This is a genomic window from Arthrobacter sp. NEB 688, from assembly GCF_013201035.1.
Lineage (GTDB): Bacteria > Actinomycetota > Actinomycetes > Actinomycetales > Dermatophilaceae > Phycicoccus.
Map to the genome: position 1 here is coordinate 971,121 of NZ_CP053707.1, position 23,944 is coordinate 995,064.

Sequence of the window (23,944 nt, forward strand, 5' to 3'; positions counted from 1 at the left end):
GCCGCGCCTGTGAGGTCCCTGTCAGGCGGAGGTGGCGTCCTCGCCGACCGGGCGGTGCGCCTGCGGGTGGCGGGCGTCGAGGTACTCGGCCAGGCGCCGGTCGGCGTCGTCCCCGAAGAGGATGCGGGCGACCTCGCGCAGGCCCTCGGAGCCCTCGATGTCCCCGTCGCGCACGACGAGGTCGATCTTGGAGCGGCGGCGCATGAAGTCGTCGAGGGTCACGACCATCTCGTGCTGCGCGGCCGTGTAGAGCTCGGCGCGCAGGTAGTCGGCCGAGCCCATGACGTCCTCGCCCATCGACGGGTCGGCGCGGATCGCCTCGAGCAGGTCGAAGGCGCGCCGGCCGTACCGGCGCCACAGCCGGTCGGTGAGCGGCTCGGTGTCGGGCTTGGTCCGCAGCGCGTCCAGGCGCATGAGCCGGGCCTGGCGGTAGAACTCGGCGCGGGTCTGCGCGGCGGGCTCGCCGTACCAGTTGCCGAGGTCCTTCTCGAGGGGGATGCCGAGGCGCACGACCTCGGCCGCGACCTCCTCGCCGACGTTGAGGCAGTCGGTCAGCTTGCCGCCGAGGACGGTGACGACGCGCTGGTGGTCGTCGCGCTCGATCTCGTGCTTGCGCGACAGCGAGGTCCAGTCGGCCTGGTCCTGGTCGCCCGCCCCCCGGCTGACGACCAGCGGCCGCACGCCGCAGCGCTCGGCGATGACGTCGTCGGTGGTCAGCGGCGTCGGGAGGTCGAGGCGCTTGTTGATCTGCTCGAGGAGGAACTCGCGGTCCTCGTCGGTCACCTCGGTGAAGGGGGTGTCGACGCGGGTGTCGGTCGTGCCGATGACCGAGCGGCGGCCCATCGGGATGACGTAGAAGAGGCGCTGGGTGTCGTCGAAGAAGGCGAGCACGCGGTCGTGCTTGGTCGTCGTCAGGCGGGGGACGACGAGGTGGATGCCCTTGGAGTAGACGATCCGGTGCTCGGTGCGCAGGTCCCAGGCCTCGTTGATCTCGTCGACGAACGGGCCGGCCGCGTTGACGACGACGCGGGCCGCGGTCGTGATCTCGCGGCCGGTGTCGGTGTCGCGCAGGCGACAGACCCAGCGGTCGCCGATGCGCTCGGCCGAGACGAGCTCGACGTAGTTGGCGACGGAGGCGCCGGCCTCCAGGGCGGAGCGCACGAAGGAGAAGACGAACCGGCTGTCGTTGTCGACGAGGAACGCGTCGCGGTACTCGATGGCGCCGCGGACGTCGGTGGTGTCGACGGCCGGCTCCTGCTCCTTGACGGCCTCGGCGTCGTAGAGGTGCGGGCGCTTGGTGCCGAACAGGCCGATGCCCCAGTACGCGGTGGCCCCGAGGCCGGCGAACCACGGCGCGTAGGGCGAACCGTGGTCGAGCGCGGCCAGGAAGCCGATCTCGCGGATGTTGTCGGGGTAGGCCTTCATCAGCCGGTTGCGGCTGCGGCAGAGGCCGAAGACGAGCGGCAGCTCGTAGTTCTCGAGGTACTTGAAGCCGCCCCACACGAGGTTGGAGGACTCCTGGCTGACGAAGCCGCCGAAGTCGCCGCGGTCGATGAGCGCGACGGAGGCACCGCGGCCGGCCAGCGCCGCCGCCGAGACGGCGCCGTTGATGCCGGCGCCGACGACGAGGACGTCGAACAGGCCGCCGTCGATCCGCTCGATGTTCGCCGATCTCAGGCTCATGACCCCAGCGTAGGCGTCCGGCGCGGCGGGCCGGCCGGGAGGTGGCGGGGCTGGACAGCCGACCGTCCGGGCCCCGACCACCGACTGGTTGCGAGTTCCGCCGCCCGACGCGCCCGCGGGCGGGGTGTCGAGCGGCGGAACTCGCAAGAAGTGGGGAGGTGGACCGGGTCAGCCGGCGCGGGGGTCGTCGACGACGTCGCGCCAGGAGTGCTGGGGCTCGAAGCCGAGGAGGCGCTTGGCCTTGTCGATGCAGAAGAAGGTCTCGTGCTCGCCCATCTCGCGGCGGACCTCGACCCCGTCGTAGAACTGCTCGACGAGCTCGGCGGTGGTCGCCGCGACCGAGTGGTCGGCGTTGGCGATGTTGAAGACCTCGAACCCGAGGCCGTCGGTCGTGAGGCACCGGTCGATGGCCTGCGCCAGGTCGCGGACGTCGATGTAGGCGAAGATGTTGCGCCGCCGCTGCGCCGGGTCCTCGAGGAAGGACGGGAAGCGCTCGGCGTACTCGTGGGGCTCGATGACGTTGTTGATCCGCAGGCCGTAGACGTCGGCGCCGGTGCGCCGCTGCACCGAGCGGGCCGTCGTCTCGTTGACGACCTTCGAGGTGGCGTACGCGTCCTCGGGGACGGTCGGGTGCTCCTCGTCGACGGGCAGGTAGTCGGGCTTGCGCTCGCCGCGGGCGAAGCAGATGCCGTAGGTGGTCTCGGACGAGGCGAAGACGACCTTGCGGATGCCGAGGATCGCGGCCGCCTCGAGGACGTTCCACGTCGAGAGGACGTTGTTCGCGTAGGTCTCGTTGTCGGCCTTGAGCAGGATGGCGGGGACCGCGGCCAGGTGGACGATCGCGTCGTAGGCCTGCTCCTGCGGCTCGTCGAGCTCGTCGAAGGAGGCGGGCATCCGCAGGGCGGACAGCAGCTGCCCGAGGTCGGTCAGCTCGACGTCGAGGTCGGTGACGCCCTCGAGGCGCAGCGGGACCCGGTCGAGGTTGGTGACGGTGTGGCCGTGCTCGACGAGGTAGGGGACGACGTGGCGGCCGGCCTTGCCGGTGCCGCCGGTGAGGAGGATGCGCATCCCGTCATCCTCACACCCCGGCCGCCGAGGACGGCTCGCGCGCACGCCCGGACCCGCCACCACCGCGAACGTGTGTGAACACGCCGGGGATCACCGGCGAGTTCACACACGTTCGCGGGAAGGAGGGGTCAGAGGGCGAAGGAGACGCCCGTCAGCTCCTCGGAGCGGTCGAAGAGGGTGCGGCCGAGAGTCGCGTCCTGCGCCCAGCGCGAGCGGCGGGCCTCGCCGACCGGCCCGCGGGTCTCGCCGATGCCGGTCGGGCCCGAGTACGTGCCACCGGCGGCGACCGTCGCGGCGTACAGCGGCCCCTCGGCGCCCTTCTCGGGGCCGGGGAAGAGCAGCTTCACGCCGAGCTGGCCGAGGGTCCCGACGACCGGGATCGCCCCCATCCCGTCCTTGCTCGCGACGAGGTTCGTGGCCGAGACGCCGGGGTGGGCGGCGTTGGAGGTCAGGGCGACACCCGCGGCCCGGGCGCGGCGCTCGAGCTCGTCGGCGAAGAGCAGGTTCGCGAGCTTCGAGCGGCCGTAGGTGGTCTGCGGGTCGTAGCCCTCGCGCGGGTTGCCCTCGCAGACGGCGCCGTCGCCGCGGTGGTGCGCGATCGAGGCGACGGTCGTCACCCGGGCGGCGGGGGCCTCCAGCAGGTGCGGCAGCAGGAGGCCGGTCAGCGCGAAGTGGCCGAGGTGGTTGGTGCCGAACTGCAGCTCGAAGCCGTCCTCGGTCTCGCGGTGGCGCGGCGGGGTCATGACGCCGGCGTTGTTGAGCAGCAGGTCGAGCGGGCCGTCCCACGCGTCGGCGAACGAGCGCACGGAGGCCTGCGAGGCGAGGTCCAGCCGCCGGACCGAGACCGCCCCCGTGGCGCCGGTGCGGCGGATGCGCTCCGCCGCCTCCTCGCCGGCCGCGGTGTTGCGGACGGCGAGCACGACGTCGGCGCCGTGGCGGGCGAGCTCGCGCGCCTCGACGAGCCCGATGCCCGAGTTGGCGCCGGTCACGACGGCGCGGCGTCCGGTGAGGTCGGGGATCTGCTCGAAGGTCCAGCGGGTCATGCGTGCTCCTCGGGTCGGCTCTCGGGGGATGAGCGAGCAGCGCGACGGCGGGGTTCCGCGCGTCGTCGCCGGGGGTCGGGGCTCAGCGGCGGCGCAGCTCGACGACCGGGATGACCCGCGTCGTCTTCTGCTCGTAGGACCGGAAGCCCTCGGACATCTCGGTGAAGCGGGCCCACGCGGCGTCGCGCTCCTCGGGCGGCAGGACGCGGGCCGTGACCGGCACGGTGCCGTCGTCCGGCGTCTCGATCTCGGTCTCGGGGTGGGCACGCAGGTTGTGGAACCAGTCGGGGTTGTCCGGGGCGCCGGCCTTGGACGCGGCGACGAGCCAGACGTCGTCGTCGTCGCGGACGGTCGCGAGGGGCGAGATGCGCTCGGTGCCGGAGCGGGCCCCCACGTGGTGCAGCAGCACGAGGCCGCGGCCGAAGCCCATCGTCTGCACCGTCCCGCCGTTGGCGCGGAACTCGTCGATGATCTGCTGGTTCCAGTCGGCCACGGTGGCCACCTCCCGGTCAGGTGCTGGGTGTCGACGGTGACAGCGACGCCGCCGCCGGGGCTATTCCGCCGAGGACGTCGCCGCCTCGCGCTCGGCCGTGTTGCGCAGGATGCAGAACTCGTTGCCCTCGGGGTCGGCGAGCACCACCCAGCCGGTGCCCGGCCCGTACTTGCCGCGCAGGTCGGCGACCTCGGTGGCGCCGTGCGCGAGGAGGCGCGCGAGCTCGTCGTCGCGGCTGCCCTGGACCGGCTCGAGGTCGAGGTGGATGCGGTTCTTGACCGTCTTCTCCTCGGGGACCTCGATGAAGAGGATGCGGTGGGCGCCGTCGCGGCTCACGAGCATGCACTCCTCGTGCCCCGGCTCGTTCGGGTCGTCGGGCAGGTCGGTGTAGTCGAGGACGCCCTTCCACCACTCGGAGAGCTCGTAGGCGTTGCGGCAGTCGACGGAGGTGTGGGAGACGCGCGCGGTCATGCGGTCACCCTCCCACCGGCGCGCGGTGCGGGCCAACCGGGTTGCGCGGTGTCGACGCGCCGGGTCAGACGTGGATGGCCGCCGGGATGCCGTCCGAGAAGACCTCGGGCGGGTCGGGGAGCCGCTCGGCGTCACCGGCCGCGAAGCGCGCGGCGGTCCACGCGACGGCGCACGCGTCGAGCACGTCGTCGGCGGCGTACCCGCGGCCCTCGAGCACCGAGGGCCGGGGGATGCCCGCCGCCGCGAGCGCGTCGAGGCGGGCGCGGCGCCCTTCGTCGGTCTTCTTGCTCGGGCGCAGGGGCGCGCCGGCCATCCGGGCGAAGCAGACCTCGGGATGGACCTCGAGGACCTCGACGGTGGGCCGGGAGCGGACCCAGGCGTCGACCTCGAGGATCTTGGCGCGCAGGGCGAAGGCCTGGGCCCCGACCCCCTGGCCGCTCAGCGAGCGGTTGACCGCGTCGGCGCCGGCGCGATCCGGTGCGCCGTAGGCCACGCGGGTCAGGGTCGTGAAGACGGACGACGCCTTGCCCGGGAGGGCACGGCGGGCGAGGGCGTCGGCGGCACGGGTCGTGCTGTCGGGCAGGCCGATCGGGATGTCGATGCCGACGACGCGCACGTCGGCGGTCTCGCGGACGGTCTCGACGAGCTCGGCGATGGTCGCGGCGACGACGACCCGGGGGCGGGGGGCGCCCGGCTCGAGCAGCGCCCCGACCCAGCCGGCCGAGCAGCCGTCGACGCCGAGCACCGGCACGTCGACCGACACCGGGGCGGGCGTGGTCGGCGCCGACGCGGGGGCGAGGCCGGCGACGGCCCCGAGGACGAGGTCGAGCGTCACCTCGAACTCGGCGCCGAAGGTCCAGCCGGGCTGCATCGCGTGCTCGCGGGCGAAGGCGGTGAAGTGCGGGTAGGCGGCGGCCGTGGCCTCGTCGATGATCTCGTCGCCGATCTGCGCCAGCTCCTCCTCGCCGACGAAGGGCAGCGCGAGCTCCTGCACCATGAACCCGTAGAGGTGCGCGTCGACGAGCGCGAACACGTGGCCCACGGCGGGCAGCGAGAAGCCCTGCGCGAGAAGGCACCCGATGACGGCGTCGTGGTGGGCGACCGCGGCCGGGCCGGGGGAGCGGCGCGCGTCCATCAGCCCGACGGCCCAGCGGTGGCGCAGCAGCGCCGCCCGCCCGGACACCGACCGGGCGCGCAGCTCGGGGCGCCAGTCGCCGCCGACGACGGGGCTGTGCATCTCGTCGAAGACGGCGTCGACCATCGCGTCGAGCAGGGCGTCCTTGTTCGGGACGTGGTGGTAGAGCGACATCGCCTCGACGCCGAGCCGGCCGGCGAGGGCGCGCATCGAGAGCGCGGCGAGGCCGTCGGTGTCGGCGAGCGCGACGGCCTCCTCGACGATGCGCGTGCGGCTCAGGGACGGGCGGGGGCTGCGGGGGCGGGGCGGCACGGCGTCTCCGGGGTCGGCGGGCGGGGTCTTGCGCGATCTTACGTCGTAAGGCTACGGTGCGTGCACATCATCGTTCTTACGCTGTAAGGGAGAAGCCCGTGCGCGCCGTCGTCCAGGACCACTACGGGGGCACCGACCGCCTCCGGCTCGCCGACCGGCCGGACCCGGCCCCCGGGAAGGGGGAGGTGCTCGTTCGCGTGTCGGCCGCGGGCATCGACCGCGGGACGGTGCACGTGATGACCGGCCGCCCGCTGCTGGCCCGCCTCGGGCTCGGCCTGCGCCGGCCGCGCTTCCCCGTCCCGGGCCGTGACCTCTGCGGCACGGTCGTGGCCCTCGGCGCCGGCGTCACCACGGTCGCGATCGGCGACCGGGTCGTCGGGACGGCCGACGGGTCCTGCGCCGAGCTGGCCGTCGTGCCGGTGGCCCGGCTGGCCGCCGCGCCGCGGACCCTGGGCGACGAGGAGGCCGCGGCCCTGCCGGTCTCGGGGCTCACCGCCCTGCAGGCCGTGCGGGCCGCCGCGGTCGGCCCCGGGCAGCGGGTGCTCGTCGTCGGCGCCTCCGGCGGGGTCGGCACGTACGCGGTCCAGCTGGCCGCCGCCGCGGGGGCGCGGGTGACGGGGGTCTGCAGCCGGGCCAAGGCCGACCTCGTCCGCGGGCTCGGCGCCGCGCACGTCGTCACGCACGAGGACGCCGACGTCGACGCCGAGGGGGTGCGCTACGACGCCGTCCTCGACATCGGCGGCCACCGGTCGCTGCGCACGCTGCGCGCGGTCCTCGCGCCGCGGGGCACGCTCGTCGTCGTCGGGAGCGAGGCCCCGGGCCGATGGCTCGGTGGGCTCGAACGCTCGGTCGGCGCCGCGCTGCTCTCGCCGTTCGTCCGCCAGCGGCTGGTCATGCACGTCGCGCGCGAGCGCGCCGACGACCTCGCCGAGCTGGTGCGGCTCGTCGACACCGGGGCGGTCCGGCCGGTCCTCGACCACGTCGTCCCGCTCGCCTCGACGGCCGCGGCCATCGACCACGTCGCGGCCGGACGGGCGCGCGGCAAGGTCGTCGTCCGGGTCGCGGGGCGCGGCGCCGAATCGGCGGCCGGGGAGGCCCCGGTCAGCGAGGACGCAGGGCGCGCAGCGGCGACGCCACGACCCTGACCGGCACGCTCGCCGGCGGCTGGACGACCCCGCCCGCGGAGACGGCCCGCACGCTCAGCGTGTGCCACCCGGCGCGCACCGTCCCGGACCACGCGGTGGTCGTGACGCGCTCCGTGCGGCCGTCGACCTCGACGTCGTAGCCCTGGGGGGACGCCACGCCCGTGGGTGCCGTCCACCGGGCGCGCACGGTCGGGCCGCTCGCGCTCGCGACGAGCTCGCGGGCGGCCAGCGCCGAGCCGATGCGCAGGGTCGCCCCCGCCCGGGTCACGGACACGACGTCGACCCGGGCGCCGCTCAGCGCGTCGGTCACCGAGCCGCCGGGCAGCACGGGGGCGTCGGCGAAGGACGTCGTCGAGGGCTTGCCGTCGACGAGCCAGGTCTGCCGGGCCGGCCCGCGGTCGATGCGGAAGGTGACACCGCGCACGGCGGGGTCGGAGGTGGTGAAGGTGTCGAAGGCGCCGGTCGGCGCCCGCAGCTCGGCGGTCAGCCAGGTGCCGTCGGGCCGGGTGACCCGGACCTCGCGCAGCCCCGAGGTCGTGTCGGCCGGGACGATGCGGACGGTCCGGGCCTCTCCGGCGGCGACCGTCGTCGGGGGCAGGAGCCCGAAGTGGTCGCGGGCGGTGGCGTGGTGCAGGCGCGGGGCGGAGTTGCCCATGACCGAGAACGGGTCCGCGTACTCGAGCGCCGTGCCCGCCGGGTCGCTGCAGCCGGAGGGTGCGCCGAGCGTGACGGCGGAGGTGCCGGTCGTGCACCGGTAGCCCGAGGCGTGGTGCTCGCCGAGGTTGTGGCCGAGCTCGTGCGCGGTGACGAGGAGCGAGGGGGTGTCCTGGTTGATCCAGGACCACGTGCCGGGCACCTCGGCCAGGCCGTCCCACCCACAGGAGGCCTGCCGCGGCACGACGACCATGATGTTCGTGTAGGCGCTCGTGTCGATCTTCGCGGCGCTCGCGGCGGCCGCGGCCCGCTGGCCCCACTCGCGGAAGTCGCAGCTGCCCGGGTCGGTGCGCGAGACCGTGTACGGACCCACTGCGCGGCCGCCGATGGTCCAGCGCCCGTCCGTGGAGTCGGCGTAGAACGCCTTGACGCTGGTCGACCCGCTGAACAGCCGGGCGGACACGACGCTCGGGGACGCCGGCGCCTCGGCCGGCCGGTCGGCGAAGCGCAGCGAGATCGCGAGCACGCGGTAGCCACGCGCTCCGGTGCCCGTCGGGGCGGCGGCGAACGCGGCCGTCCGGGACGCCGCGGTCCGCGACGCCGAGCCCGCGGCGGCGAGGGCGGCGTCCGTCGTGCGCAGGGCGCCGCTGCCGGTACGGGTGCCCCGCAGGGTCACCCGGGCGCCGACGAGCGGGTGCTCCTCCGAGGCGGTGACGCCGGTCAGCGGGACGAGCCCGTGCGGCGCCCCGTCCGGGACGACCGCGAGGGTGGTGTGCGTGCGCCCGCTGCCGAAGCCGTCGGCGACGAGGGCGGTCAGGGTGCCGCTCACCGAGGCGGTCCCGGGCGTCGGGGTGGCCGCGAGGACCGGGGCGGCGCCACCGCCGACGAGGGCCGCGGCGGACGTGGCGAGGGCCACGCCGAGGGCGAGCAGGCGGGGGCGCGGGCGCATGACGGGTCCTGGGGACGGAGGGAGGGTGCCCTCGCAGGCTAGGGACGGCGCGCCCGGGCCCACCGGCGTTCCGCCCGCAGAGGGGCCGTCCGGCCGATGCCGGGACGCCGGAGGGCGGGTGGCCCCCCACGGGACCACCCGCCCTCCGGCGGTGCGGGGCGGCTCAGCGCCCGGCGGGCTCGAGCTCCTCGGCCGGCGGGGCCGCGTCGTGGTCGTCGATCATCCGGGCCTCGTCGAACGGGCGCTGCCCGGCGAGCACCGCGGTCATCTGCTCGCGGTCGATGGCGTTGACCCACGTGCCGATGAGCACCGTCGCGACCGAGTTGCCCGCGAAGTTGGTCAGGGCGCGCGCCTCGCTCATGAGCCGGTCGATGCCGACGATGAAGCCGACGCCGTCGACGAGGTCGGGGCGGTGGGACTGCAGGCCGCCGGCCAGCGTGGCCAGGCCGGCGCCGGTGACCCCGGCGGCGCCCTTGCTCGCGATGATCATGAAGACGAGCAGGCCGATCTGCTGGCCGATGCTGAACGGCTTGTTCAGCGCCTCGGCGATGAACAGGGAGGCCATCGTCAGGTAGATCGCCGTGCCGTCGAGGTTGAACGAGTAGCCGGTCGGGACCGTGATGCCGACGACCGGGCGGGAGACACCCAGGTGCTCCATCTTCGCGATGAGCCGCGGCAGGGCCGACTCCGAGGACGACGTCGAGAGGATGAGGAGGAACTCGCGGCCCAGGTACTTCAGCAGCGACCAGATGCCGATGCCGGCGACGACGCGGAGCATCGCGCCGAGGACGCCGAAGACGAAGAGGAAGCAGGTGGCGTAGAAGGCGACCATGATGAGGCCGAGGCTCTTGAGCGCGTCGAGGCCGGTGGCGCCGACGACGGCCGCCATCGCGCCGAAGGCGCCGATCGGCGCGACCCACATGATCATCGCCATGAGGCGGAAGACGAGCTTCTCGAGGTGCTTGATGCCGCGCAGGACCGGCTCGCCGGCGGTGCCGAGCTTCTGCAGCGCGAAGCCGACGAGGATCGCGACGAGGAGGGTCTGGAGCACCGAGCCGGAGGTCAGCGCCGAGACGAGGGTGTCGGGGACGAGCCCGAGGAGGAAGTCGGTCGTCGACTCCGCCTCCGCCGCGACCTGCGACTGACCGGCCTTCGCGAGCTCGTCGGTGAGGTTGAGCCCGGCGCCCGGCTTGACGATGTTGCCGACGACGAGGCCGATGGCCAGGGCGACGGTCGACATCGTGAGGAAGTACCCGAGCGCGAGGCCGCCGACCTTGCCGACCTGCGCGGCGCGACGGACCGAGCCGATGCCGAGGACGATCGTCACGAAGATGATCGGGCTGATCATCATCTTGATGAGGTTGACGAAGAAGGTCCCGAGCGGCTTGAGCTCCTTGCCGAACTCCGGGAAGAGGAAGCCCACGGCGATGCCGAGGAGCATCGCGACGATGACCGCGATGTAGAGGAAGTGCGTGCGGTCGCGGCGCTTCGGGGCGACGGTGCCGTCCCCCGGCGCGGAGGGCGCGGATGCAGTCATGGCGTGAACTCCTTTGTCCGACGCAGTGGGCCTGCGCTGTCGTCGTCGAGGGTGCTCGACGGCGCGGCTATCGTCACCGTTGTGTACGCAAAGTTCACGCGGGACGCCGGGTCCCGGTCGTGAGCCGGGCGGGCGAGGGCGCCCCGGGCCGGCCCGCGGTCGACGACGACCCCGGCCCGCGCGGGCTGAGCGTCGCCGGCCAGACCGCGCTCCTCGTCGTGGCGCTCGTCTTCGCGGTCATCGCCGCCGGGCTGGGCGCCGCCTACCTCCAGGCGCGGCAGGCGGTCACCGACCAGTCCACGGCCCAGGTCCTCGCGGTGGCGCAGTCCGTGGCGGCCGAGCCCGAGGTCGTCGACGCGGTGCGCGACGGCGACCCGAACGGGGTGCTCCAGCCGCTCGCGGAGGGGGTGCGGCGCAGTACCGGCACCGACTTCGTCGTCCTCATGAGCCCGTCGGGCATCCGCTACTCCCACCCCAACCCCGACCAGGTGGGCCGGCAGTTCGTCGGCCACATCGCGGCCGCCCGCGCGGGGGGCCAGGTCGTCGAGGACTACACCGGCACCCTCGGGCCGAGCCGGCGGGCGGTCGTGCCCGTGCGCGACGGCGAGCGCGTGGTCGGCCTCGTGGCCGTCGGCATCGGCAAGCAGGCGGCCGACGAGCGCCTCGCCCGCGAGCTTCCGCCGCTGCTCGTCGCGGGCGTGGTGGCCGGGCTCCTCGCCGCGGTCGGGACGACCCTCATCACCCGGCGGGTCCGCCACCAGACCCGCGGGATGCGGGCCGCCGAGCTCCAGGCGATGCACGACCACCACGACGCCGTCCTGCACTCGGTCACCGAGGGGCTCGTCCTCGTCGACCCCGGTGGGCGCGTGCGGCTGGCCAACGACGAGGCGCGCCGGCTCCTCGGGCTGCGCGAGGACCCCACCGGGCGCGACGTCGGCGACCTCGGGCTGGCCCCGCCGCTCGTGGCCGCGATGGCCGACGCCGACGTCCGCGAGGACGACCTGCACGTGACCGGAGGGCGGGTCCTCGTGCTCAACAAGGCCCGCGCCCGCCGCGACGGCGAGGACCTCGGCTCGGTCGTCACCGTCCGCGACCGCACCGACCTCGAGGAGCTGACCGGCGAGCTCGGCGCCGCGCGCGGGCTGGCCGAGGCGCTGCGCTCGCAGGCCCACGAGTCCGGCAACCGCCTGCACACGATGGTCTCGCTCATCGAGCTCGGGCACCCCGACCGGGCGGTCGAGTTCGCGACCGACGAGCTCGAGCGCGCGCAGCGGCTCACCGACGTCGTCGTCACCGGCGTCGAGGACCCGACCCTGTCGGCGCTCCTGCTCGGCAAGGCGGCCGAGGCCCACGAGCGCGGGGTCGAGCTCGTCGTCGACCCCGACCTGAGCTGGCCGGCCGACGTCGCGCCGGCCCGCGACGTCGTCACCGTCGTCGGCAACCTCGTCGACAACGCGATCGACGCGGTCACCGGCGTCGACGGCCCCCGGCGGGTGACGCTCGGGGCGCACGACCTCGGCGACGGGGTCGAGCTCGTCGTCGCGGACACGGGGCCCGGCATCCCGACGGCGCTGCGCCAGCGGGTGCTCGAGCGGGGCTTCTCGACCAAGTCCGACGACGGCCCGGCCGGCTCGCGCGGCATCGGGCTGGCGCTCGTCGCCGACACGGTGCAGCGGCTCGGCGGCACGCTGCGCATCGACGAGCCGCCGGGGGCGACCGTCACGGTGCGCCTGCCGGTGCGGGCGGGGGCCGGCGGATGAGCGCCGCCGCGCAGCCCATCCACGTGCTCGTGGTCGAGGACGAGCCGGTCGCGGCGCAGGCCCACGCGACGTACGTCGGCCGGGTCGAGGGGTTCGTCGTCTCCGGGACGGTGCACACGGCCCGCGACGCGCTGCAGCACCTCGGCAGCGCGCCCGTCGACCTCGTCCTGCTCGACATGGGGCTGCCGGATCTGCCGGGGCTCGACGTCGTCCGGGCGATGCGGGCCGGCGGGCACCGGGCCGACGTCGTGGCGGTGACCTCGGCGCGCGACCTCGAGATGGTGCGGGCCGCGGTGTCGCTCGGGGTCGTCCAGTACGTCCTCAAGCCGTTCGTCTTCGGCACGCTGCGCGACCGGCTCGAGGCCTACCGCGCCTACCGCTCCGAGGCGGCCGAGGGCGCCGAGGCCGACACCCAGGCCGCCGTCGACACCCTCTTCTCGCGGCTGCGCCCGGCCGGCGGGTCGACCGTGCCCAAGGGGATGACCGAGGACCTGCTGGCCCGAACATCCGTCGCGCTGCGCGAGGCCGGGACGCCGTGCTCGGCCGCCGAGCTCGGGGAGCGGCTCGGCGTCAGCCGGGTGACGGCCCGGCGCTACGGCGAGCACCTCGTCGGGGCCGGGCGGGCCGTGCGCGGCAACCGCTACGCCGGCACCGGCCGCCCCGAGGTCACCTACGAATGGACCGGCTGACCCTCCGCCCCCGCTCCGGGTGCGCGCTACACCGCAGTAGGTGCTGCTGTGGCGACACGTACTGCGGTGTAGCGCGCGACGGCATCGGGGCTGACCTGCGACGTCCTGACATTCGTCACGGACCCCGAGCCACCGCGGCGCGCCCGCGGGTGCGAGGGTGAGGTCATGCCCGAGAACACGCGCCTCACCCGGATGCTCGAGCCCTGGCGCGGTGCGCCGGAGTCCGACGTCGTCCCCACCGACGTCGACGTGCACCACCGGCGCAAGGGCGCCGCCGGGCTCGAGGCGGTCGCCGTCTCGATGAACCGCGGCATCGCCCAGATGGGCCCCGCCCGCACCCTCAACACGCTGCGCCGGCTCAACCAGGCCGACGGCTTCGACTGCATGGGCTGCGCCTGGCCCGACCCGGACCCGGAGCACCGCAGCTTCGCCGAGTTCTGCGAGAACGGCGCCAAGGCGGTCGCCGAGGAGGCGACCAAGCGGCGCGCCGACCCGGGCTTCTTCGCGCGGCACGCCGTCTCCGAGCTCGCGACGTGGAGCGACTTCCAGCTCGGCCAGCAGGGCCGCATCACCGAGCCGATGCTCCTGCGCGAGGGCGGCACCCACTACGAGCCCGTAACCTGGGGCGAGGCCTTCGGCATCGTCGCCGAGGAGATGCAGGCGCTCGCCTCGCCCGACGAGGCCGTGCTCTACACGAGCGGGCGCGCCTCCAACGAGGCCGCGTTCGTCTTCCAGCTCTTCGCCCGCGCGTTCGGCACGAACAACCTCCCCGACTGCTCCAACATGTGCCACGAGTCGACCTCGGTCGCGCTCGCCGAGACCATCGGCATCGGCAAGGGGTCGGTCAGCCTCGAGGACGTCCACGAGGCCGAGCTCGTCATCATCGCCGGGCAGAACCCCGGCACGAACCACCCGCGGATGCTCTCCGCGCTCGAGAAGTGCGTCAAGGGGGGCGGCAAGATCGTCGCGGTCAACCCGCTCCCCGAGACCGGGCTCATGAAGTTCGACAACCCGCAGACCCTCAAGGGGCTGACCGGCGTCGGCACCGACCTCGCGGACGAGTTCCTGCCGATCCGCCTCGGCGGAGACCTCGCGCTCTTCCAGGCCCTCGGGGCGCTGCTCGTCGAGCGCGGCGCCGTCGACCAGGACTTCGTCGACCGGTACACGACCGGCTTCGAGACCTACAAGCGGCACGTGCAGGACCTCGACTGGGACCTCGTGCTGCGCGCGACCGGGTTGGAGCGCAGCCAGATCGAGCGCGTGGCCGACCTGCTCGCCGGCTCGTCGAAGACCGTCTTCTGCTGGGCGATGGGGGTGACGCAGCAGAAGCACGCGGTGTCGACCATCAAGGAGATCACCAACGTCGCTCTGCTGCAGGGCAACATCGGCAAGCCCGGTGCAGGCCTGTGCCCGGTGCGCGGCCACTCCAACGTGCAGGGCGACCGGACGATGGGCATCTGGGAGAAGCTGCCCGCGCACTTCGCCGAGCAGCTGCGCCTCGAGTTCGGGTTCACCCCGCCGAAGGAGCGCGGCCACGACGTCGTCAACAGCATCCGTGCGCTGCAGGAGAACCGGGTCAAGGTGCTCATCGGCCTCGGCGGCAACCTCGCCGCGGCGACGCCCGACTCCGAGCTCGTGCACGAGGTCATCCGCTCGGTCAGCCTCGGCGTGCAGGTGTCGACGAAGCTCAACCGCACCCACGTCCTCCCCGGGCGGCGGATGCTCATCCTCCCGTGCCTCGGGCGGACCGAGAAGGACATCACGGCCGAGGGGTGGCAGGGCCTGACCGTCGAGGACTCGATGTCGCAGGTGCACCTGTCGGTCGGGCGCAACCAGCCCGCCGGCCCGATGCTGCGCGGCGAGCCGTGGATCGTCTGCCGGATGGCCGAGGCCGTGCTCGGTGACGGGCCGGAGGGCTCGAGCATCGACTGGGCCGTCATGGCCGAGGACTACACGCGCATCCGCCACCACATCGGCCACGTCGTGCCGGGCTGCGACGCGTACGACGAGAAGGTCCAGCGGCCGGGCGGCTTCACCCTCCCGCACCCGCCGCGCGACTCGCGCGTGTTCGAGACCGCGTCGGGGAAGGCGGAGATCTCGTCGGTCCCGATCGAGCTGCTCGAGGCGCCCGAGGGCCACCTCGTCCTGCAGACCCTGCGCAGCCACGACCAGTTCAACACGACGATCTACGGCCACGACGACCGATACCGCGGGCTCGCCGGCGGGCGCAACGTCGTCATGGTCCACCCCGACGACATCACCGCGCTCGGCCTGCGCGAGAACGAGCTCTACGACGTCGTCTCGGAGTGGGTCGACGGCTCGGAGCGCGTGGCGCACGGGTTCCGGGTCGTGTCGTACCCGACGGCGCGCGGCTGCGCGGCCGCGTACTACCCCGAGTGCAACGTCCTCGTGCCGCTCGACCACGTCGCCGACGCCAGCAACTGCCCGGTGTCCAAGGGTGTCGTCGTGCGCTTCGAGCCGCTCGGCTCGTGCGGCCGCATCGACTGCGACCCCGAGAGCCGCGTGAGGTCGGGCAGCGACCAGGGCAACCGCAGCGACGTCGAGCCGCACCACCTCAGCTGAGGAGCCTCCCGGTCGCGTCCCCACCGGGATGCTCCCGCGCCACCCGGCACGTCCCGGGCGGCGCGGGAGCATCCGGGCGAGGGGACCCGACGCCGCGTCAGCGACCGGCCTGGAGGCGCAGCCCCGCGAGCAGGAGGTCGAGGCCGGCGCGGAACTGGTCGGCGTCGTCGTGGACGGCGAACTCGTCGGCGATCCGGTGCAGGTACGGGAACTGGTCCGGGTCCAGGGCCCGCCAGCCGTCGACCGCCGCGGCGAGGAACTCCGCCCGGTCCATCTCGCCCGACGCGACCTCGGCCGGGGGCGTCTGCTGCCCCATGTCCGCCGCCACGCCGATGACGAACCCGATGACGGCGGAGACGGCGTGGAAGGACCGGCGGTCGTCGAGCCCGAGGCGCAGCACCTGCTGGCCGATCTTCTCGTAGAGGCGGATCGCGTTGGGCTGGACCCGGGTGTCGCGTAGGAAGTACGACCCGAGCCAGGGCCGCTCGACGATCGCGTCGAACAGGGTCACGGCGATCGTCCGGACGTCGTCGACCGGGTCGGTGTCGCCGGTCGTCCCCACGCCGGTCACCCGGGTCAGCACGTCGGCGAGCACGTGGTCGGCGGCCCGGTCGAGCAGCTCGTCCTTGCTGGAGACGTACCAGTAGACGCTGCCGACGCCACCCCCGAGGCGGGCGGCCAGTGCCCGGAAGTTCAGCCCGGCCTCGCCGTGCTCGTCGAGGAGGGCCACGGCCTCGGTGAGCACCGAGTCCAGCGAGTGCGACGCCCGGCGCCGTCCCTCCCGGGGTCCCCGGGCGGACCGGTCCCGCTCGAGGTGGGCGGCCCCCGGGCGCGGCGCGCGGACCGGGCGGGGCGGGCGCTGGCGGGGCGGGGGCATGGACCCATGAGACCACAGCGGGGAGGGCGGGGGTTGCCCCGAACCGAACATCGTTCTATGGTGCCGAACAGCGTTCGACAACCGAACGACGTTCGAATTCCGGGAAGGAGGAGCCATGACCGCCACCGCCGTCACCGCCCCGCCCCGCACGTACCCGTCCCTTCGCGCCGCGTGGGTCCCGCTGGCCGCCCTCTGCCTCGCCTTCTTCGTCGAGATGGTCGACAACACGCTCCTGACCGTCGCGCTGCCGACCATCGGCCGCGACCTCGGTAGCGGCACGACTGCCCTGCAGTGGGTCAGCGGCGCCTACTCGCTGACCTTCGGGGGCCTCCTGCTCACCGCCGGGTCGATGGCCGACCGCCTCGGGCGTCGCCGCGTCCTGCTCGTCGGCCTGGCCGTCTTCGGCGTCGTCAGCCTCGCCGTGGCCGCCGTCTCGACCACCGGCGAGCTCGTCCTCCTGCGGGCCGCGCTCGGCATCGCCGCCGCCGCGATGGCCCCGATCACGAACTCGCTCATCTTCCGGCTCTTCGAGGACCAGGCCCTGCGGATGCGCGCGATGACGGTGATGATCGTCGTCGGCATGTCCGGCTTCGTCCTCGGCCCGCTCCTCGGCGGGAGCGCCCTGGCCCACGTCCGGTGGGAGTGGCTTCTGCTCGTCAACGCCCCGATCGCCCTGCTCGCCTGGGTCGGCGTCCGGCTCGGGGTGCCGGCCGACCGCCGCGAGGACCTGACCGACGACCGCCTCGACCTCGGCGGGACCGTCCTCAGCGTCGTCGCCATCGGCCTCGGCTGCTGGTCGCTGACCAGCGGGGTCGAGCACGGCTGGCTCTCGGCCCCGACCCTGGCCGCGCTCGCGGGCTCCGCCCTCGCGGCGCTGGCCTTCGTCCGGCACGAGCGGCGCACGTCCTCCCCGATGCTCGACCTCGCGCTCTTCCGCACCGGCACCGTCCGGGGCGCCGCGCTCGCCCAAGTCGGCACGTCGATCGCGATGGCCGGCGTGATGTTCGGGCTGATCCTGCACTTCCAGTACGCGTACGGCTGGAGCCCCGTGCGGGCGGGGCTGGCCAACCTGCCGATGATCGCCACGATGCTCCTCGCGACCCCCCTGTCGGAGTGGCTCGTCCGGCGCTTCGGCCACCGGGTCGCCTGCCTCGTCGGCGCGGGGCTGCTCACCACCTCGCTCGTCGGCATGGCCTGGGGCGTCTCGCACGGCTACCCCGCCGTCGCGGCCGCCATGGTCGTGCTCACGCTCGGGCTGCGCACGGTGATGACCACCTGCGCCGTGGCCCTCGTCGACGCGATGCCGGCCAACCGCACCTCGATCGGCACCGCGCTCAACGACACGGCGCAGGAGGTCGGGTCGAGCATCGGCACGGCGGTGGTCGGCACGCTCGTCGCCGTCCTCGTGACGCGGGTGCTGCCGGCCGGCACGTGGGGCGCCGACCTCGTCGCGTCGTTCTTCCGGGGCGAGCGGGTGACCTACCTCGTCCTCGCCGTCCTCGTCGGGGTCGTCGCGACCTGGGGGGCCTCGACCCTCACCGACTCCCGCAGCGTCGAGGAGCCGTCCGACGAGCGCGAGCCCGCGGCCGCCGCGTCCTGACCAGCCGGCCCGCTCGTGGCCCCGCTCGCCGATGCTCCCGCGGCACCCGGAACCTCCCGGGTGCCGCGGGAGCATCCGCGTGGCGCGGGTCAGGGGACGGCGGGAGCAGCGGCGCCGTCCGGCTGCGGGCGCGGGTCCACCGGCACGGGCGCGGGCGACGGCAGGCGGTTCGGCAGGAGCAGCGCGAGCCCGACGACCCCGACCGCCAGGACGGCCGCCACGGTGAAGGCCGCCCGGACCCCGCCGACGTACGCCGCGGCCTCGCTCGCCCCGCCGGCCGCCAGCTGCGCGGAGCGCCACGAGAGCACGGTGACCGTCAGGGCCGTGCCGACCGCGGCCGACACCTGCTGCGCGGTCCCGAGCAGCGAGGACCCGTGCGGGTAGAGGTGCGGCGGCAGGGCGCCGAGGCCGAGGGTGAACGCCGGCGTGAACAGGGCGGCGAGACCGACCATGAGCAGCACCTGCACCCCGAGGAGCACGGCGAACGGGGTGGTCTCCGACAGCCGGGAGAGCGCCGCCAGGGACGCGAGCACCGCGAGGGCGCCAGGGACGACGAGCGGCCGCGCGCCGACCCGGTCGAGCACCCGGCCGACGACCGGGCCGAGCAGGCCCATCGCGATGCCGCCGGGCGCGACGAGCAGGCCGGTCTGCAGCGGCGAGAGGCCGCGCAGGTCCTGGAGGTAGAGGGGCAGCACGATCATCGCGCCGAGCATCGTGAGGAAGGCGAGCGACTGCATCGCCAGCGACACCGTGTACGTCCGGTGGGTGAGGGCGCGCAGGTCGAGCAGCGGCTCGGAACGGCGGGTGAGGGACCGCTGGCGGACGACAAACCCGGCCACGACGAGCAGCCCGCCGAGCGCCCAGCCCCACGCCGGCACCGCGCCCGGGTGCTCCTCGCCGACGCGGCTCAGGCCGTAGACGAGCGCGCCGAAGCCGAGCGCCGACAGCAGGACGCTCGCCCAGTCGACGCGTGTCACGCGGGTCTCGCCGACGTCGGCGAGGTGGCGCAGCCCGAGGACCGTGACGAGCACGGCCACCGGCAGGACGAGGCCGAACAGCCAGCGCCACCCGGCCGCGGCGAGGACGACCCCCGAGAGGGCCGGACCGAGGGCCGGCGCCACCGAGATGGCGAGCGTGACGTTGCCCATGACCCGGCCGCGGTCGCGCTCGTCGACGACGGTCATGAGCGTCGTCATGAGCAGCGGCATCATCACCGCGGTGCCGGCCGCCTGAACGACGCGGCCGCCGACGAGGACGGGGAAGGTCGGCGCGAGGGCGCAGACGAGCGTGCCGGCGCCGAAGACCGACATCGCGACGGTGAACGCCAGCCGGGTGGTCACCCGCTGGAGGAACCATCCCGTCACGGGGATGACGACGGCCATCGTCAGCATGAACGCCGTCGAGAGCCACTGCGCCGCCCGGGCGCCCACGTCGAACTGCGCCATGAGGCGGGGGATCGCGTTGACCATCACGGTCTCGTTGAGGATGACGGTGAAGGTCGCCGCGACGAGCCAGCGCAGCACCGGGTAGGTGCGCGCCGGGGCGTCCGGGGCCGCCGCCGCGGGGACCGGGAGGGGGGTGGTGGAGTCGGTGGTCGTCATGGTGGGATCGACCGGGACACCCGCCCGAACTCATCGTCGCCGTGCCGATGAGTTCCGGGGCCGGCCTCGGTCGGTACGGGGGACGAGGCGCCACGGGGGCGCCGGGAGGAGGACCGCGATGACGCCCACGGGCTCACCGACGCAGGCCGCCGTCGACGGGGGCACCCGCACCGACACCGACTTCGACGCCGCCGTCGGCCGCTACCGCCGCGAGCTGCTCGCGCACTGCTACCGGATGACGGGGTCGCCGAGCGACGCCGAGGACCTCGTCCAGGAGGTCTACCTGCGGGCGTGGCGGGCGTACGACTCCTTCGAGGGCCGCTCGTCGCTGCGCACCTGGCTGCACCGCATCGCGACCAACGTCTGCCTCACCGCGCTCGAGGGCAAGGACCGCCGGCCGCTGCCGTCCGGCCTCGGCACGGCCTCGTCGGAGGGCGCCGACCCGCTCGACGAGCGCACCGAGGTGCCGTGGCTCGGCCCGATGCCGGACGCCGCGCTGCTCGGGACCGCCGACCCCGCCGACGTCGTCGCGGAGCGCGACACCGTCCGGCTCGCGTTCGTCGCGGCGCTGCAGCACCTGCCGGCGCGTCAGCGGGCGGTCCTCGTCCTGCGCGACGTCCTGCGCTGGAGCGCCGCCGAGGTCGCCGAGGCCACCGGCTCGTCGGTCGCGTCGGTCAACAGCGCCCTCCAGCGGGCCCGGGCGACCCTCGGCGACGTCGCGCCCTCGCCCGACGCCCCGCGCGCCGAGCTCGACGACGAGCAGCGCGAGCTCCTCGACCGCTACGTCGATGCGTTCTGGCGCAAGGACCCCGACGCCATCGCCCGCCTGTTCACGCAGGACGCCGTCTGGGAGATGCCGCCCTTCGCCGGCTGGTACCAGGGGCCGCGCACCATCGCCGAGCTCGTCGACACCCAGTGCCCCGGCGGCCGGTACGACATGCCGATGCTCGCGACGACGTGCAACGGCCAGCCGGCCTTCGGTCTCTACCTGCGCGAGACGGGCCCGGACGACGACGTCTTCCGGCCCTTCCAGCTGCAGGTGCTCGAGCTCGAGGGGGCGCTCGTCAAGCACGCCGTCGTCTTCTTCGACACTGCGTACTTCGCCCTGGCCGGCCTCCCGGACCGGCTCGGACCGGACGACGTCCCCGCCCGACCGGGGGAGTGAGCGTGCACCCCGCGGACTGCCGTCCGGGGGTCGACGTCGAGCTGCTGGACCGGTCCCTGGCGTGGACCCGTGGCGCCCTCGCGGGGGTGACCGACGACGCCGCCGACCGGCCGACCCCGTGCGCCGCGTGGACGCTCGCCGACCTGCTCGTGCACATGGTCGACTCCCTCGAGGTCGTCACCGAGCTCTCGCTCGGTCGGATGGCACCGGTCGGCCCGCCACCGACCTCGCGCCGGCCGACCGTGCTGGCCGAGCACCTGCGGGTGCTCGGGTGCGTGCTGCTCGAGGGCTGGGTGCGGGACGGCGGGCCCGGGCCGGTGCTCGTGGGCGACCGGCGCCTCGAGCCGGACGTCGCGCTCGAGGTCTCGTCGCTGGAGGTGGCGGTGCACGGGTGGGACGTCGCGAGGGCCCTGGGGTCGACGGCGCCGTTCCCGTCGCTGCTCGCCGCCGCGCTGCTGCCGGTCGCGCTGCGGCGGGTCCCGGCCGGCGTCCGGCACCCCCGGTTCGCGCCCCCGCTCGTGCCCTCCGGCACCGACCCCGCCTCGCTCCTCCTCGCGCACCTCGGCCGGGCGCACCCCGTCGAGTGAACAGGACGCGCCGCTGGCGGACCGGCGGGCACGGCGTGTCCTGTTCGCTCGACGGGTGGGGGCGTGCCGGGGTCGGCGGCTCAGGGGCCCCGGCGGGGCGTGGCGGGGCGCAGGCGCACGGACTCACCGGGGCGCAGCTGGGCCGCGCGGTCGGCGGCGGCGTCGGTGAGCACGGCGACCACGGGGTAGCCCCCGGTCACCGGGTGGTCGGCGAGGAACACGACGGCCTCGCCGCCGGGCGGAAGCTGGACGGCGCCGCGGACCATCCCCTCGCTCGCGAGCTCGACGCCCGCGTGCTCCGGGAGGCGCAGCAGCGGAGGGCCGACCGGCCGCAGGCGCACCCCGACCCGGTCGCTGTCGGGGCCGACGACCCAGCCGCCGCGGACCACGGCGTCGAGCCCGCCGACCCAGGACGAGCGCGGCCCGGGCAGCACGTCGAGGACGACGTCGCCCGTCGGTGGTGCCCACCGGGCGGCGTGGTCGACGTGCGGGAAGGTCGCCGGCGCCGCCCCGACCGGCAGGACGTCACCGACCCGGACCGGCGGCGGCCCGAGCCCGGCGAGGACGTCGGTCGAGCGCGAGCCGAGGACGGCCGGGACGTCGAGGCCGCCGCGCACGGCGAGGTAGGACCGCAGGCCCGACGCCGGTGCGCCGAGGGCGAGCTCGGCGCCGTCGACGAGCTCGAGCACGGCCGCGGGCGGCACCGGCCGGCCGTCGAGCGCCAGCGGGCCCACCGCGCCGGTGACGGCGACGAGCATCCGCCCGCGGGCGCGCACGACGAGGCCGCCGAGCAGGACCTCGAGCGCGGCCGGGGCGTCGGCGTGCCCGAGGAGCCGGCACGCGAGGCGGTGGGCGGCGCGGTCGGCGGCCCCGGACCGGCCGACCCCGACCGCGGCGAGCCCCGGCCGCCCGGCGTCCTCGAGCAGCACCTGGGGGCCGGTGCGCAGGACCTCGAGCGCGCTGCTCATCCGTCCACCGCGACGAACCGGACGACCCCGCCGGGCCGCAGCAGGGCGGGCGGGTCGTGGTCGGGGCGCCAGAGCCCGACGTCGGTCCGCCCGACCAGCCGCCAGCCGCCCGGCGAGGCGCGCGGGTAGATGCCGGAGAACTCCCCGGCGAGACCGACCGACCCTGCCGGCACCGACGCGCGGGGGGTGTCGCGCCGGGGCACGCGCAGCCGCGGGTCGCCGCCGACGAGGTAGGCGAACCCCGGCGCGAACCCGCCGAACGCGACCCGCCACGGCGTGCCGGTGTGCGCGGCCACGACGGCCGCGGGGTCCATCCCGACCAGCCGGGCGACCTCGTCGAGGTCGGGGCCGTCGTAGCGCACCGGCACCTCGACCACCGGTCCCTCGGGCGGAACGGGCCCGTCGGTGCCGACCCGCGGCGCGAGGGCGCGCACGGCCTCGGCCAGGCGGGCGGGGACGACGTCGTCGCCGACGAGCAGCAGGGTCCGGGCGGCCGGCACGACGTCGGCCACCGACCCCCACGGCCCCTCGCCGGACGCGACGGCGGCCCGGACGGCGGCGGCCAGCGCGAGCACCTCGGTGAGGCCGGGCACCTCGACGAGGACGGCGTGCTCCCCGGCGGGCAGGACCTGCACGGGCACCCCGCTCACGGCTCGACGACCGCCAGCAGGCCGATGCCGGCCGCCGCCAGCGCGTCGCGGACCGCCACGGCCACCGAGACCGCGCCGGGGGTGTCGCCGTGGACGCAGACCGAGTCCGGGGCGACCCGGACGAGCGTGCCGTCGACGGCCTCGACGACGCCGTCGCGCACCATCCGCACGACCCGCTCGGCGACCTGCGCCGGGTCGGTGACGAGCGCGCCGGGGTCGCGGCGGGGCACGAGGTGGCCGGTGGCGTCGTAGCCGCGGTCGGCGAACGCCTCGCCGAGGGTGGCCAGCCCGGCCTCTGCCGCGACCGCGAGCAGCACCGAGCCGGGCAGGCCGAGCAGAGGCAGCGTGCGGTCCCAGGCGAGGACGGCCTCGACGACCGCCCGCGCCTGCCCCTCGTCGACCGCGGCCGTCGTGTAGAGCGCGCCGTGCGCCTTGACGTACCGGACCGCGGTGCCGGCCACGCGGCACATCGCCTCCAAGGCGCCGAGCTGGTAGAGCACGTCCGCCGTGAGGTCCTCCGGCGCGACGTCGATGCGCCGCCGCCCGAAGCCCGCGAGGTCGCGGTAGCCGACCTGCGCCCCGACGGCCACGCCCGCCGCGGCCGCCTGCGCGACGGTGCGGCGGATGGTCGTCGGGTCCCCGGCGTGGAAGCCGCAGGCGACGTTCGCGCTGGTCACGACCCGCAGCATCGCGGCGTCGTCGCCGAGGGTCCACGCCCCGAAGGACTCGCCGAGGTCGGCGTTGAGGTCGATGACGGAGCCCACCCCGCCGACGCTACCGGCCGACCGGGGGCCGGACCCCAAGGCAACCCCAAGGTCGTGGCGGGACCCTGCGCGAGTCGGCGCGCAGGGGCGCCGGGAAGGTGGACCGTCATGGTCGAGCACAGCAGTCGACAGGGGCTCCGTGGGCCCGCGGCACGTGCGGCGGGCCGGTCCCGCCGCGGACGGCACGGATGGCGCGGCCTGGTCGTCGCC

The 23,944-nt window shown here is 75.2% G+C and carries 20 protein-coding genes; 7 read left to right on the forward strand and 13 right to left on the reverse strand.

Features of this window, described 5'->3' with window-relative positions:
* Nucleotides 1–21: 21 nt before the first annotated feature.
* From HL663_RS04610 to HL663_RS04635, 6 genes are all read right to left on the reverse strand, one after another.
* Nucleotides 22–1,683 (reverse strand): glycerol-3-phosphate dehydrogenase/oxidase, encoded by a 1,662-nt coding sequence (locus HL663_RS04610; protein WP_173027268.1) that lies wholly within the window; start codon nucleotides 1,681–1,683, stop codon nucleotides 22–24.
* 168 nt (nucleotides 1,684–1,851) lie between these two features.
* Complete coding sequence (locus tag HL663_RS04615) at nucleotides 1,852–2,751, reverse strand: NAD-dependent epimerase/dehydratase family protein (protein WP_173027269.1); 900 nt, start codon at nucleotides 2,749–2,751, stop codon at nucleotides 1,852–1,854.
* A gap of 128 nt (nucleotides 2,752–2,879) precedes the next feature.
* Entirely contained in the window at nucleotides 2,880–3,794 is a 915-nt protein-coding gene (locus HL663_RS04620; protein WP_173027270.1) for an SDR family oxidoreductase, read from the reverse strand.
* A gap of 82 nt (nucleotides 3,795–3,876) precedes the next feature.
* Nucleotides 3,877–4,287: a nitroreductase/quinone reductase family protein gene (locus HL663_RS04625; RefSeq protein WP_173027271.1), complete on the reverse strand. Its 411-nt coding sequence runs from the start codon at nucleotides 4,285–4,287 to the stop codon at nucleotides 3,877–3,879.
* 60 nt (nucleotides 4,288–4,347) lie between these two features.
* Nucleotides 4,348–4,758 (reverse strand): VOC family protein, encoded by a 411-nt coding sequence (locus HL663_RS04630; RefSeq protein WP_173027272.1) that lies wholly within the window; start codon nucleotides 4,756–4,758, stop codon nucleotides 4,348–4,350.
* Between the two features lie 64 nt (nucleotides 4,759–4,822).
* A complete protein-coding gene (locus tag HL663_RS04635) occupies nucleotides 4,823–6,205 on the reverse strand; it encodes a DUF429 domain-containing protein (RefSeq protein ID WP_173027273.1) in 1,383 nt (460 codons plus the stop codon).
* A gap of 98 nt (nucleotides 6,206–6,303) precedes the next feature.
* On the opposite strand from HL663_RS04635, the gene HL663_RS04640 reads away from it, so the two are divergent.
* Entirely contained in the window at nucleotides 6,304–7,350 is a 1,047-nt protein-coding gene (locus HL663_RS04640; RefSeq protein WP_173027274.1) for an NAD(P)-dependent alcohol dehydrogenase, read from the forward strand.
* Here the strand turns inward: HL663_RS04640 and HL663_RS04645 are convergent.
* Together HL663_RS04645 and HL663_RS04650 are read right to left on the reverse strand one after the other, a co-directional pair.
* Nucleotides 7,307–8,953: a zinc metalloprotease gene (locus HL663_RS04645; protein WP_173027275.1), complete on the reverse strand. Its 1,647-nt coding sequence runs from the start codon at nucleotides 8,951–8,953 to the stop codon at nucleotides 7,307–7,309. The genes HL663_RS04640 and HL663_RS04645 overlap by 44 nt on opposite strands.
* A 163-nt stretch (nucleotides 8,954–9,116) precedes the next feature.
* A complete protein-coding gene (locus tag HL663_RS04650; protein ID WP_173027276.1) occupies nucleotides 9,117–10,490 on the reverse strand; it encodes a cation:dicarboxylate symporter family transporter in 1,374 nt (457 codons plus the stop codon).
* 119 nt (nucleotides 10,491–10,609) lie between these two features.
* Between HL663_RS04650 and HL663_RS04655 the strand changes: the two genes are divergently transcribed.
* The 3 genes from HL663_RS04655 to HL663_RS04665 all read left to right on the forward strand — a co-directional run bounded on the left by HL663_RS04655 (nucleotide 10,610) and on the right by HL663_RS04665 (nucleotide 15,522).
* Nucleotides 10,610–12,250 carry a sensor histidine kinase gene (locus HL663_RS04655; RefSeq protein WP_286175931.1) on the forward strand — a complete coding sequence of 547 codons (1,641 nt, stop codon included), beginning with the start codon at nucleotides 10,610–10,612 and terminating at the stop codon, nucleotides 12,248–12,250.
* Nucleotides 12,247–12,939, forward strand: coding sequence for a response regulator (locus HL663_RS04660; protein WP_173027278.1), 693 nt, complete (start codon nucleotides 12,247–12,249; stop codon nucleotides 12,937–12,939). The genes HL663_RS04655 and HL663_RS04660 overlap by 4 nt, the downstream gene beginning before the upstream one ends.
* 165 nt (nucleotides 12,940–13,104) lie before the next feature.
* Complete coding sequence (locus HL663_RS04665; protein ID WP_173027279.1) at nucleotides 13,105–15,522, forward strand: FdhF/YdeP family oxidoreductase; 2,418 nt, start codon at nucleotides 13,105–13,107, stop codon at nucleotides 15,520–15,522.
* Between the two features lie 97 nt (nucleotides 15,523–15,619).
* Here HL663_RS04665 and HL663_RS04670 read toward each other — a convergent pair whose 3' ends face one another.
* A complete protein-coding gene (locus HL663_RS04670) occupies nucleotides 15,620–16,399 on the reverse strand; it encodes a TetR/AcrR family transcriptional regulator (RefSeq protein WP_173027280.1) in 780 nt (259 codons plus the stop codon).
* A gap of 115 nt (nucleotides 16,400–16,514) precedes the next feature.
* Here HL663_RS04670 and HL663_RS04675 point away from each other — a divergent pair, with 115 nt between their 5' ends.
* A complete protein-coding gene (locus tag HL663_RS04675) occupies nucleotides 16,515–17,999 on the forward strand; it encodes an MFS transporter (RefSeq protein WP_173027281.1) in 1,485 nt (494 codons plus the stop codon).
* Between the two features lie 89 nt (nucleotides 18,000–18,088).
* Here the strand turns inward: HL663_RS04675 and HL663_RS04680 are convergent, their stop codons facing one another.
* Nucleotides 18,089–19,600, reverse strand: coding sequence for an MDR family MFS transporter (locus HL663_RS04680; RefSeq protein WP_173027282.1), 1,512 nt, complete (start codon nucleotides 19,598–19,600; stop codon nucleotides 18,089–18,091).
* Nucleotides 19,601–19,718: 118 nt separating this feature from the next.
* Between HL663_RS04680 and HL663_RS04685 the strand changes: the two genes are divergently transcribed.
* Entirely contained in the window at nucleotides 19,719–20,765 is a 1,047-nt protein-coding gene (locus HL663_RS04685) for a sigma-70 family RNA polymerase sigma factor (RefSeq protein WP_173027283.1), read from the forward strand.
* Nucleotides 20,766–20,767: 2 nt separating this feature from the next.
* Complete coding sequence (locus HL663_RS04690; RefSeq protein WP_173027284.1) at nucleotides 20,768–21,352, forward strand: maleylpyruvate isomerase family mycothiol-dependent enzyme; 585 nt, start codon at nucleotides 20,768–20,770, stop codon at nucleotides 21,350–21,352.
* A gap of 80 nt (nucleotides 21,353–21,432) precedes the next feature.
* Here the strand turns inward: HL663_RS04690 and HL663_RS04695 are convergent, their stop codons facing one another.
* The 3 genes from HL663_RS04695 to HL663_RS04705 are packed head-to-tail and all read right to left on the reverse strand — an operon-like array spanning nucleotide 21,433 to nucleotide 23,734.
* Nucleotides 21,433–22,320 carry a 5-oxoprolinase subunit C family protein gene (locus HL663_RS04695; protein ID WP_173027285.1) on the reverse strand — a complete coding sequence of 296 codons (888 nt, stop codon included), beginning with the start codon at nucleotides 22,318–22,320 and terminating at the stop codon, nucleotides 21,433–21,435.
* On the reverse strand, nucleotides 22,317–22,970 hold the full coding sequence (locus tag HL663_RS04700; RefSeq protein WP_353654113.1) for a 5-oxoprolinase subunit B family protein: 654 nt from the start codon (nucleotides 22,968–22,970) through the stop codon (nucleotides 22,317–22,319). Before HL663_RS04700 ends, HL663_RS04695 begins: the two co-directional genes overlap by 4 nt.
* Complete coding sequence (locus HL663_RS04705; protein WP_173027286.1) at nucleotides 22,967–23,734, reverse strand: LamB/YcsF family protein; 768 nt, start codon at nucleotides 23,732–23,734, stop codon at nucleotides 22,967–22,969. The genes HL663_RS04700 and HL663_RS04705 overlap by 4 nt, the downstream gene beginning before the upstream one ends.
* Nucleotides 23,735–23,944 lie beyond the last annotated feature (210 nt).